Here is a 12,307-nt window from a genome sequence, read left to right as displayed (position 1 = left end):
TATACCTCTTGCCTTTATTCCCAGCGGCCCATCTTGCCGAGTTGGTAATCCCGGAACGCTTCTCTTATCTCGTCTTCGGTGTTCATCACAAAAGGGCCATGCGATACGACGGGTTCATTGAAGGGTTTGGCATGGCCCAGCAGGATCACGCTTTCTTCCAGGGCTTCTACCGCTAACTCTTCCCCTTCGTTACTGAATTCCACTAGTGTGAGTTTCTCCGCTCTTTCGCCGTTTACCTGCACTGCACCCCGTACCACATAAAAAAAGATGTTTCGTTCAGCGGGGATAGTGGTCGTAAAACGGCCTCCTTTTTCCAGGTCAATGCTCGCCATACTTATGTCGCTGATGGAATCGATCGGGCCTTTCACCCCATCCCAATTACCGGAAACTACCTGCACTTTTACCTTGCCGTTATCTTCCACCGCCACCGGGATCTCTTCCTTCTGCAGCCCGACGTAATGGGGTTTTACCATTTTATACCTGGCTGGCAAATTAAACCACAGCTGCAGTATCTCCAGTGCCCCGCCGTTCTTCTTAAACTCGTCTGAGGATATTTCGGCATGGATCAGGCCTGAGCCCGCTGTCATCCACTGCACGCCACCGGCTTCTATTACGCTCTGGCCGCCGCCTGTATCTTGGTGCATGATGTCGCCTTCCAGTATAAACGTGAGCGTTTCGAAACCCCGGTGCGGGTGCGGCCCGAAAGGCAGCCCGCGGTTGATTGGCCCATACTGCTGTGGCCCGTGGTGATTCAGAAATAGAAAGGGATCAATGTATTCTACTTCGCGTGTTGGCAAAGCCCGGTAGGTCAACAGGTCATCCACTGGCGCATAGACTGCCTTATGTAACTTTTTAATTTTCCGCATATGTGTGTGCTTCGTTCTCTGTATACTTTAAATGTACCTACATGTAAATATACGATTTGTTCCCCTTGAGTTCAAATCCCTGTTTTTGCTTTATACCTTCCCTTGCCACTCCGCTGTCCTACTTACTTTCATGACCACCGACTTAAATTCAATACTGCAATCGCGACCGATTTTTCATACTGTTGAGGGGATGGACTGTTATACTTGTGCCTAAGGCAATCTTAACCGAACAGGTCTGAAGACAGGTACCGGTCGCCGCGGTCGCAGATAATGCATACAATCACCGCTTCGTCCAGTTCATCCATCAGTTTGGTGGCGACGTGCACGGCTCCGCCGCTGCTCATCCCTGCAAAAATGCCTTCTTCGCGCGCCAGCCTTCGGGTCATGGCCGTCGCCTCCGCCTGCGACACATCCACGGTCCTGTCCACGCGCTCGGGCTCAAATATTTTAGGCAGGTACTCTTTTGGCCAGCGCCGGATGCCCGGGATCTGGGAGCCTTCCACGGGCTGCGCACCTACGATCTGCACGGCAGGGTTCTGTTCTTTTAAATACCTCGAAACACCCATGATCGTGCCCGTGGTGCCCATTGATGAAACAAAATGCGTAACCTGCCCCTGCGTATCGCGCCAGATCTCCGGGCCCGTGGTCAGCACGTGGGCTCTGTAGTTATCGGGATTGCCAAACTGGTTCAAGACCAGGTAGCCGCCACCGGCCACTTTGTCGTTCACGTAATCAATGGCGCCCTCCATCGATGCTTCAGCTGGCGTCAGGGTCACTTTGGCCCCGTAGGCTTCCATAGTCAGCACGCGCTCTTTGGTGGCATTTGCCGGCATTACAAGCTCGATTTCAGCATTAAAGAGCCGCGCGATCATAGCCAGGGCAATGCCTGTGTTGCCACTGGTCGCCTCGATCAGTTTCATGCCTGGTGTCAGCTCCCCTCTGTCCAGCGCCCCTTTGATCATACTATAAGCTGCGCGGTCTTTTACGCTTCCGCCGGGGTTATTGCCCTCCAGTTTAGCCAGCAGTTTAATACCCGGCTTAGGGTTAATATGTGTCAATTCCACTAGTGGCGTGTTGCCAATACAATCGAATAAGGTAGCCATGTTGTCTAGTTTGATGATCCTTTTGCTGCCATAACTAATGAAGGTCGGGGATTGTTAACACAGCCGCCTCCTGAGCTGAAAAAGATGACCCGGCAATTCGGACCGGCCCACGACTGCTAAACATAATAATCCCACCAGGCGCCAGCAGGTGCCCGGCATGATCGTTAGATAGGGCAATATCGTTAGATAGGGCAATTTTACTTTTGAAGCATGCTAAGCAACTCTTCTGCAGCATCTTCTGAAGAGGCCGGGTTCTGCCCGGTGATGAGCAAACCATCTTTGAGTACATAGCTTTGCCAGTCAGCGCCTTTGCTATAGTTGCCGCCCAGCTCTTTCAGCTTGTCTTCGAGCAGGAAAGGCACCACGTCGGTGAGCTGCACTGCTTCCTCTTCGGAGTTGGTGAAGCCGGTTACTTTTTTGCCTTTCACCAGCGGCTCGCCGTCCGGGCCTTTTACCTGCGCCAGGGCAGCCGGGGCATGGCATACCAGCGCTACAGGCTTGCCTTGTTGCACAAATGTTTCGAGCAGGTGGATGGATTGTTTGTCATTGGAGAGGTCCCACAAAGGGCCATGCCCACCGGGATAAAATACCCCATCGAAGTCAGCGGCATTCACCTCGCTCAGCTTTTTGGTGTGCGCTAATTTCTGCTGCAGTTCTTTGTCTGCTTTAAACCTGCGGGTGGCGTCGGTCTGCGCATCAGGCGCATCGCTCTTCGGATCGATGGGGGGCTGCCCTCCTTTCGGCGAAGCTAGAGTGATGTTCACGCCGGCATCAGCCAGCGTATAATAAGGCGCGGCAAATTCCTCAATCCAGAAACCTGTTTTATGGCCGGTATCGCCAAGTTTATCGTGCGAGGTCAGCACTATCAATACATTCATAGCTTATCGTTTTAGGTAACATGTGTATACTAGTACTGCATACGGGATAACCTCTTGCACGATCAGGAAGCTATTCTTTGAAATCCTGATCGAGCATCTGGTTCAGCCAGCATTATTAAAACCTGTTGCAGCGCCTGGCCCTTTTAAACAGCTGCTATCCTTTTACCTATCATTCCGGCGTATCCTGCCCCACAGCCTGCTAAAGTATAGTCTAGGCTATGTAAAAAAGCAGGGCAGCGCGTTTAGCCTTAATAGAAAAAATTAAGCGAAACTGTGCGGCCTATTTTTTAGTTTACGCCTCCGAAACCAAGTATAAGGCTCTCCTAACTCCTGCAATATGAAGCGAATCGTCTCTCACCTGTCTTTCCAGGTACTGTTAGCCATCTTGCTCGGCGTGCTGACTGGCATCTTCTTTCCGGGGTTTGCGCCTACGGCCAAGCTCATCAGCCAGACCTTCATCAACATGATCAACATGCTGATCCCGCCGATCATCTTTTTCACCATTGTGCTGGGCATTGCGCATATGGGCGATATGCGCAAAGTAGGCCGGGTGGGCGGCAAGGCGCTGTTATACTTCGAGCTGATCACCACGTTTGCCATTGCCATCGGGGTAGTAGTGGCCAACGTGCTGCAGCCGGGCAGCGGGGTTGCTGTTACAGTTACCGATACTGCACAGGTGGAGAAATACACCACTAGCGCCGGCGGCATCAACTGGGGCGAATTTATTGCGCACATCGTACCGCATAACCTCTTTGCCTCTTTTGCCGAAGGCGACATCCTGCAGATCCTGTTCTTTGCCATCCTCTTCGGATTTGGACTGAACCGCATGGGCGAAGCAGGCGCCTCGCTGCTGGTCACCTTCGACAAAATTTCCAAAGTGTTCTTTCACATCATGAAGCTGGTGATGTTGCTGGCACCGGTCGGTGCTTTTGGCGGTATGGCGTTTACGGTGGGTACCTACGGCCTGGAGACGCTGCTGCCCATGGGCAAGCTCATGCTGGCAGTATACCTGACCATGGCGCTGTTCATATTCGGGGTGCTCAACCTGCTATGCTATATTTATAAGTTCAGCATCTGGCAATACCTCAAGTTTATCCGCGAAGAGATCCTGATCGTGCTGGGCACTTCTTCTTCGGAGTCGGTGCTGCCCAGTATGATGACAAAAATGGAGCGCTTTGGCTGCTCCAAATCGGTGGTTGGGCTGGTGATCCCGACCGGATACTCTTTTAACCTCGATGGCACCTCCATTTACCTGTCTATGGCTACGCTGTTTTTGGCGCAGGTCTACCACATCCCGCTCTCGCTGGGGCAGCAGCTGACCATTATTGGGGTGCTGATGATCACCTCGAAAGGGGCAGCAGGCGTAACCGGGAGTGGCTTTATCGTGCTGGCTTCTACCCTTTCGGCCCTCCAGGTGATCCCCGTCGAGAGCATTGCCATCTTACTGGGCGTAGACCGGTTTATGTCGGAGGCGCGCGCCATTACCAACATGATCGGCAACGGCATTGCGACGGTGGTTATTGCCAAAAGCGAAAATGAGTTCAGTGAAGTAGCTTACCAGGCCGCTATTAATCCAGCCAATAACCTGGACCTGATCGAAGCGGAACCGGCCGGCATTGGGAAAAGCGAACATTATTCGTGAACAGCTTAAGCCTGACCGAGCAGACTTCCTAAAATTCCAAATTAATATTTTTAGGAACTGAACCTATATTGTGAGTAGCGCTAACTATTTGGTTGAAACAAACTGAAAGTGAGAGAACAAGCAGTATGGAATAATTTCATATGCCCGCGTTTTTCTCTTCGTGTTGCTTTATCTTTGCGTTATACCTGTTATTTTGAGCCAGCCCATCCGAAAGATCATACATGTGGACATGGACGCCTTTTTTGCGTCGGTGGAGCAGCGCGACAACCCGGAACTGCGGGGAAAACCTGTGGCCGTTGGTGGCTCCAAAGCGCGGGGCGTGGTGGCGGCAGCCAGTTACGAAGCCCGCAAGTATGGCGTCCATTCGGCACTTGCCTCCCGTATTGCGGCCCAGCGCTGTCCGCACCTCATCTTTGTAAAGCCCCGCTTTGAAGTTTACAGCGCCGTGTCGCGCCAGATCCGCGAGATATTTCATTCCTATACCGATCTGGTAGAGCCGCTCTCACTGGATGAAGCTTACCTGGACGTAACCGAAAACAAGATCGGAATGCCTTCGGCCAGCATCATTGCCAAAGAAATAAAAAAACGAATAGTCGAAGAAACAGGCCTGACAGCTTCGGCGGGTGTGTCGTTCAATAAGTTTCTGGCTAAGATCGCCTCGGATATGAATAAGCCCAATGGCTTTACCCTCGTTACGCCGGAGCGAGCCGAGGAACTGGTGGCCGGTCTGGCCATTGAAAAGTTTCATGGCATTGGCAAGGTAACAGCCGCTAAAATGCAGCGGATGGGGATCCTGACAGGTGCTGATCTGCGGGCCCGTTCGGAGGAAGAGCTGGTGCGCCACTTTGGCAAAACTGGCCGCTATTACTACCAGGTGGCCCGCGCCCGCGATACCCGCGAGGTGCAGCCCCACCGCATCCGCAAATCCATTGGCGCCGAGCGCACCTTTGATGTGGACCTGACCGAAGAGCCCGATATGCTGGAACGCCTGCAGTTTCTTGCCCGCGAAGTGTCCCAGGACATGCTGCGCCTGCAGGCAACAGCCAAAACGGTCACGCTTAAGGTCAAGTATTTTGATTTTACGCAGCAAACGCGCAGCAGAACCTTCCTGGGCGAGTTCAGCAGCGAAGATGCCATTTATACCATAGCCCGCGACTTGCTGAACACGCCCCATCTCCCGCAGTTCCCGGTGCGGCTGTTGGGCATTTCCGTTTCCAGCCTCCTCTACCAGCACGATAAGCAGGAAGGCTACCAGCTCACGCTGGACTTTTAAGCGCTACGCTCCCGCTCCTTTTCATACCAGCCCTGGCCGGCAGCAAGTATAGCGTTATACCTGGCCAGCCAAATTTTAGTGCTAATCTGTAGGCTTCATAAGAAAAAAGGACTGCTTCCCTCCTGCCCGTTAATCGAGAAGAAAGGGTTGTTGATCGATATTTCTTTTTATTGGCATCTTATCACCTATATTTAAGCCTCTAAACTAATCCTATTTCTTAATTCACCCTCATGAGTAAAATTGTACGCCACCTTCCGCTGGCTGCTTTACTTCTGGCCGGCACCCTGCTGGCGCCTTCTGCGCATGCGCAGCAAAGCAAAAAGAAAAAAAAGCACAAGCAGGAAACGGTTGCACCCGCAGCCCCATCTAAAAAAGAAGAAAGCGGCCCACACCCTTACAGCGATGTTATCACGGCCAAAGCCGTAACCGACGACGGCCTGTTTAAAGTGCACCGCATCGACGAGAAGTACTTTTATGAGATCCCCGATACGCTGCTAAACCGCGATATGCTGATGGTGAGCCGCATTGCCAAAACAGCTACTAACATTGGCTATGGCGGCGAGGAGCTCAACAGCCAGATGCTGCGCTGGGAGAAAAAAGGAAACCGCATTTTGCTGCGCCTCATCTCCTACCAGAACGTAGCCAGCGACACGCTGGAAATATTTCACTCGGTACAAAATTCCAACCTGGCTCCTGTTATCCAGGCCTTCGACATCAAAGCCTTTAACAAGGGCACCTCGGTAGTAGAAGTAACTGACTTTTTCTCCAAAGACGTGCCCGCCCTAGGCCTCGACAAAGAGAACCGCGACAAGTATAAAGTAAAGCGCCTGGACGACAAACGCTCCTTTATTGAAGGCGTGAAAAGCTTCCCGATGAACATCGAGGCGCGGTCGCTAATGACGTACGAGGCCTCCGAGCCGCCGGCAAACTCCAGCGCCGGTACAATCTCCCTGGAGATCAATCACTCCATGCTGCTGCTGCCGAAAGTGCCGATGGCTGCCCGTGCGTTCGACCAGCGTGTTGGCTTTTTCACCCTTTCGCAAACCGATTACGGCACCGACGAACAGCGGGCCGCCAAGCGCCGCTACATCGTACGTTGGAAGCTGGAGCCAAAAGACAAGGAAGCCTATGCCCGTGGCGAACTGGTAGAGCCGGTAAAGCCTATTGTTTACTATATCGACCCGGCTACGCCAATGAAATGGCGCCCTTACCTGAAGCAAGGCGTAGAGGACTGGAACAAGGCCTTTGAGGCTGCCGGCTTCAAAAATGCCATCATTGCCAAAGATCCGCCGAGCTTCGAAGAAGATCCGGAGTTCAGCACCGAAGACGCGCGCTACTCGGTTATCCGCTACTTCTCTTCTGAAACGCAGAATGCTTACGGCCCGAACGTGCACGACCCGCGCTCTGGTGAGATCCTGGAAAGCCACATCGGCTGGTACCACAACGTGATGAACCTGCTGCGCAACTGGTACTTTGTACAGACAGCGGCCATTAACCCGGATGCCCGCAGCGTGAAGTTCAAAGACGAAGTGATGGGCGAACTGATCCGATTTGTGTCCTCTCACGAGGTGGGCCATACCTTGGGCTTGCCGCACAACATGGGCTCCAGCGCGGCCTACCCGGTAGAGAAGCTGCGCGATGCCAAGTTCACCAAGGAAATGGGTACGGCGCCGTCTATCATGGACTATGCCCGCTTTAACTACGTGGCACAGCCGGAAGACAAGGGCGTGGCGCTGATGCCGGGCATCGGACCATACGACAAGTACTCTGTGAAATGGGGCTATTCCTACTTCCCGGAAACCAATGGCCGCGACAACACCGAAAAATTAGTCAAGTGGGTGCGTGAAAAAGAAAACGACCCGATGTACCGTTTCGGTCGTCAGCAGTTCAACACCATTGACCCTTCGTCGCAGACAGAAGATTTGGGTGATGATGCGATGCTGGCCAGCACTTACGGCATCAAAAACCTGAAGCGCATCATGCCCAAGCTCATCGAATGGACCGGCGAGAGCAACAAGAACTACGACGATCTGGAGGAAATGTACGGTCAGGTACTGGGCCAGTGGAACCGCTACATGGGCCACGTAACGGCTAACATCGGCGGGGTGTATGAAAATTACAAAACCTACGACCAGAAAGGCGATGTGTACGCAGCTGTGCCGAAAGAAAAGCAGAAGCGTGCCGTTAAATTCCTGAACACGGAAGGCTTTGCCACCCCTACCTGGATGCTGGACGACAACATCCTGCGCAAGATCGAAAGCAACGGGGCTGTGGAGCGTGTGCGCAATGCACAGGTAAACATCCTGAACAACGTACTGGAGCCGGGCCGCATGGCACGTCTGCTGGAAACGCAGGCCATGTTGGGCAACAGCGCTTATACCCTGCCGGAAATGATGGCAGACGTTCGCAACGGCGTCTGGGCTGAGATCGGCTCGGGAAAAACCATCGATATGTATCGTCGCAACCTGCAGCGCGGCTACCTGGAGCGCATGGCTTTCCTGATGAAAGACCAGGAGAATTCGAGACCGGGTATGAGCCGTGCCAGCGCTTCGACCGTGAATGTGGCGCAGTCAGATATCCGCCCGCTGGTGCGTGGCGAGCTGAGCCTGCTGCGTAACCAGATCAAATCATCGTTGCCGCAAACAAAAGATGCCATGACGAAGTACCACCTGCAGGATGCCCTTGTCCGCATCGACAATATCCTGAATCCAAAATCATAACCCTTGCTTATACTTCCAATAAAAAATCCCCGGCCCACGAGCCGGGGATTTTTGTTTTAGGGCACTCCTCCGATTATAGGACTAGGCACCTTTACGATCAGGAGCAACAGAACAAGTATGGCATGAACCCAATCCCCAAAATAAAAGCGCTTTGCTTGATAATTAAGAAAGATATCCTATACAAATGTTACAACAATGCACCCGATGGCGGTATAATCAAATAAATAGCCTAACTTTGCAGTCCATAAGACTTAACCTAACTTATGGCTGCTAAATATATTTTTGTTACAGGGGGCGTTACCTCCTCACTCGGTAAAGGCATCATCTCCGCTTCTCTTGCTAAGTTGCTGCAGGCGAGAGGCTACTCTGTAACTATTCAGAAATTTGACCCCTACATCAACATCGATCCGGGAACGCTGAACCCCTACGAACATGGCGAGTGCTTTGTAACCGAGGACGGCGCAGAAACTGACCTGGACCTGGGGCATTACGAGCGTTTCCTCAACACGGCTACTTCGCAGGCAAACAACGTCACCACCGGCCGTATCTATTATAATGTGATCATGCAGGAGCGCGAAGGCGCCTACCTGGGCAAAACCGTGCAGGTGGTACCCCATATCACTGACGAGATCAAGCGCCGCATGCTGCTTTTGGGCCAGACAGGCGAGTTTGATATTGTGATCACGGAGATTGGCGGTTGTGTAGGCGATATTGAGTCGCTGCCCTTCATTGAGGCAGTGCGCCAGCTGCGCTGGGACCTGGGCGTGCACGAATCCTGTGTGATCCACCTGACGCTGGTGCCTTACCTGAAAGCGGCCGGCGAGCTGAAAACAAAACCAACCCAACACTCAGTACGCGATCTTTCCGAAGCTGGCGTGCAGCCTGATATCCTCGTTTGCCGCTCGGAGTATCCGATTCCGACAGACCTGCGCAAAAAGATCGCTCTTTTCTGTAACGTGACCATCAATTCGGTGATCGAGTCGTTGGATGCCGAAACGATATACGACGTGCCCCTGCTCATGCGCAAAGAAAAGCTGGATGAGCGCGTGATGAGCAAGCTGAAGCTCACCCACAAAGCAGAACCCAACCTGGATAGCTGGAAAGAGTTTCTGGGCCGCCTTAAAAACCCGACAGCTGAAGTAAATATTGCGCTGGTAGGCAAGTATGTGGAATTGCCGGATGCTTATAAATCGATTGTAGAATCGTTTATACATGCGGGTGCCGCCAACGAGTGCAAAGTAAATATCAAGTGGTTCCAGTCAGAAAATATAACCGATGAGAACGTGGGTGCCCTGTTGCGCACCATGGATGGCGTGCTGGTAGCCCCCGGGTTCGGGGAGCGCGGCTTCAGAGGCAAGCTGGAGGCCATCCGCTATGTACGCGAAAATAACATCCCTTTCTTTGGCATCTGCCTGGGTATGCAATGCGCGGCTGTGGAGTTTGCCCGCAACGTGCTGGGGCTCGAAGGCGCTGCCTCTACTGAGATGGACCCTGCAACGCCGCACCCGGTGATCGATATGATGGCCGATCAGAAAGAAATTACCCAAAAAGGCGGCACTATGCGATTAGGTGCCTATACTTGTGAACTAAAAAAAGGATCGAAGGCTTATTCTATTTACGGGAAGCCCCGTATTTCGGAACGCCACCGCCATCGTTATGAGTTCAATAACAAATACTTAGCTGCTTTTGAGGAGGCGGGTATGATGGCTACCGGTATAAACCCAGACACAGGGCTGGTGGAAATTATCGAACTGCAGAACCATCCGTGGTTTGTGGCGGCACAGTACCACCCCGAGCTGAAAAGCACTGTATTGAATCCGCACCCGCTTTTTGTAAAGTTCGTGAAAGCGGCAATCATGAAAGCGGCTGTTAATAACGCAAAATCTAAATAAGCAAATAAACACAATTCAAGAAGTATTAAATGGATAGAAATCAAGCGATTGGCTTTGGATTGATCGCCGTACTGCTACTGGCCTACTCTTTCTTTTTTGCAGGGAAGGAAAAGGATGTGACGCAGAAGGCGGCTATTGAACAGACAGCCAAGGGAGTGCAAGCGCACAACATTACCGCAACTGCTGCAGACGACTCGCTGGCGCAGGCACGCAGAGCTACCGCTCTGGGCGCTTTTGGCGCTGCTGCCACCGGCGAGGCCAGTACGACTGCCATCCAGAACCAGGATGTGCAGATCACGTTTACCAGCAAAGGCGGCCAGGTAGAAGACGTGTTGCTGAAGAACTATAAAACATACGAAGGCAAGCCGCTCCACCTATTCGACAGCAAAAGCAGCGAAACCGACGTGGCCTTTACCACCAACGATGGCCGCAAGGTAAAACTGTCTGATTTATACTTTACCCCCTCCGGCGTGAAGACGGTTCAGAGCGAAACAGGCCCTGCGCAAACCATCGCTTACCGCGCTACGCTGGGTGATGGCCAGTACATTGAGCAGGTATACACGCTGTATGACAACAGCTTTATGCTGGGCTATAAGCTTAAATTCCAGGGTCTGAATGGCCAGGTGAGCGGCACCAACATGACCTTTACCTGGAACGACAACCTGAAGCAGTTGGAGCGCGACCTAACGCAGAACCGCCACAAGTCAAGCATCAACTATGCTACCGTAGCTGATGGCTTTGAAAAGATCTCTCCTTCCGATAAAGAAGAAAATGTAACGGTAAACGAGCCGGTAAAATGGGTGGCTAATACGCAGAACTTCTTTGTAGCGGGCATCATTGCCAGCAACAATTTTGCCGGCGCATCCCTGCATACTTCTGTTGACCTGGCCGATTCGTCGGTGGTGAAAACTGTGGCTTCCCAGATTCTCATCCCGACGCAGGACGTGCTGAACGGCAAAGGAGAGTTCATGTACTTCTTCGGTCCGAAAGATTACAAGATCCTCAAAAGCGTAGGTTATGAGTTTGACCACAACCTGGACCTGGGCTGGGGCATTTTCTCCTACGTAAACAAATGGCTGATCATTCCGGCGTTCGACTTCCTGGAGAACTACATCGCCAACTACGGTATCATCATCATCCTGCTGGTACTCTACATCAAAACCATCCTGTTCCCGCTTACTTATAAGTCCTACTTGTCGATGGCCAAGATGAAGGTGCTCAAGCCTGAGATCGATGCCATTAAGGAGCGCAACGATGGCGACATGCAGAAAACGCAGGTAGAAACCATGAAGCTGTACTCCGAAATGGGGGTGAACCCGATGAGCGGATGTATCCCGATGGTGCTGCAGATCCCGATCTTGTTTGCCATGTTCAACTTCTTCCCTAACTCCATTGAGCTGCGCCAGGAGTCGTTCCTATGGGCGACAGACCTTTCGACCTATGATGTGTTTATGAGGCTGCCGTTCACCATCCCGTTCTATGGCGACCACGTGAGTATGTTCACCTTGCTGATGACGGCTTCGACCATTCTGTATACCTGGTCGAACAACCAGGTGAACACCATGCAGGGGCCAATGAAGTATTACAGCTACATGATGCCGGTTATCTTCATGTTCGTGCTGAACTCCTACCCTGCCGGCCTGAGCTTATACTACTTCATGTCGAACATGGTGACCTTCAGCCAGCAGGCCATTATCCGCAGATTTGTGGATGAAGGCAAGGTGCGCGCCAAACTGGAAGAGAACAAGGAAAAACGCAAGGATAAGAAAAAAACCAGCGGCCCTTCTTTTACAGAACGTATGCAGGAAGCCATGCGCGCAGCGCAGGAAAAAGAGCAGCAGAAGAAAAAAGCCAAGAAATAAGGAAAGGACACCTGCTGCTACGCAAGTATAAACAGGTGCCTTGATCTAAGTATAAAAAGCCTTTCCGGTTG

At 52.2% G+C, this 12,307-nt stretch carries 8 protein-coding genes; 5 read left to right on the top strand and 3 right to left on the bottom strand.

Translation table 11 applies throughout. The annotated features are described in order from the left end of the window. Window positions 1-14: 14 nt before the first annotated feature. The 3 genes from LWL52_RS07175 to LWL52_RS07165 all read right to left on the bottom strand — a co-directional run bounded on the left by LWL52_RS07175 (window position 15) and on the right by LWL52_RS07165 (window position 2,847). A complete protein-coding gene (locus LWL52_RS07175; protein WP_242918335.1) occupies window positions 15-866 on the bottom strand; it encodes a pirin family protein in 852 nt (283 codons plus the stop codon). A 221-nt stretch (window positions 867-1,087) separates the two neighbouring features. Then, on the bottom strand, window positions 1,088-1,969 hold the full coding sequence (gene cysM, locus LWL52_RS07170; RefSeq protein WP_242918332.1) for a cysteine synthase CysM: 882 nt from the start codon (window positions 1,967-1,969) through the stop codon (window positions 1,088-1,090). A 197-nt stretch (window positions 1,970-2,166) separates the two neighbouring features. Next, complete coding sequence (locus tag LWL52_RS07165) at window positions 2,167-2,847, bottom strand: type 1 glutamine amidotransferase domain-containing protein (protein ID WP_242918329.1); 681 nt, start codon at window positions 2,845-2,847, stop codon at window positions 2,167-2,169. Between the two features lie 337 nt (window positions 2,848-3,184). Between LWL52_RS07165 and dctA the strand changes: the two genes are divergently transcribed. The 5 genes from dctA to yidC all read left to right on the top strand — a co-directional run bounded on the left by dctA (window position 3,185) and on the right by yidC (window position 12,236). Continuing rightward, window positions 3,185-4,489: a C4-dicarboxylate transporter DctA gene (gene dctA, locus LWL52_RS07160; protein WP_242918327.1), complete on the top strand. Its 1,305-nt coding sequence runs from the start codon at window positions 3,185-3,187 to the stop codon at window positions 4,487-4,489. A gap of 193 nt (window positions 4,490-4,682) precedes the next feature. After that, the gene (dinB, locus tag LWL52_RS07155) at window positions 4,683-5,762 is read left to right on the top strand and encodes a DNA polymerase IV (RefSeq protein WP_255748677.1); all 1,080 of its coding nucleotides are present in this window, start codon (window positions 4,683-4,685) and stop codon (window positions 5,760-5,762) included. Between the two features lie 230 nt (window positions 5,763-5,992). Continuing rightward, window positions 5,993-8,482, top strand: coding sequence for a zinc-dependent metalloprotease (locus LWL52_RS07150; RefSeq protein WP_242918325.1), 2,490 nt, complete (start codon window positions 5,993-5,995; stop codon window positions 8,480-8,482). 263 nt (window positions 8,483-8,745) lie between these two features. After that, window positions 8,746-10,374, top strand: coding sequence for a CTP synthase (gene pyrG, locus LWL52_RS07145; protein WP_242918323.1), 1,629 nt, complete (start codon window positions 8,746-8,748; stop codon window positions 10,372-10,374). Window positions 10,375-10,403: 29 nt separating this feature from the next. Further along, window positions 10,404-12,236 (top strand): membrane protein insertase YidC, encoded by a 1,833-nt coding sequence (gene yidC / locus LWL52_RS07140; RefSeq protein WP_242918321.1) that lies wholly within the window; start codon window positions 10,404-10,406, stop codon window positions 12,234-12,236. Window positions 12,237-12,307: the final 71 nt, after the last annotated feature.

Origin of the sequence: Pontibacter liquoris, from assembly GCF_022758235.1 — a bacterium.
GTDB classification, from domain to species: Bacteria; Bacteroidota; Bacteroidia; order Cytophagales; family Hymenobacteraceae; genus Pontibacter; species Pontibacter liquoris.
This window is presented reverse-complemented; position numbering and strand designations above follow the sequence as displayed.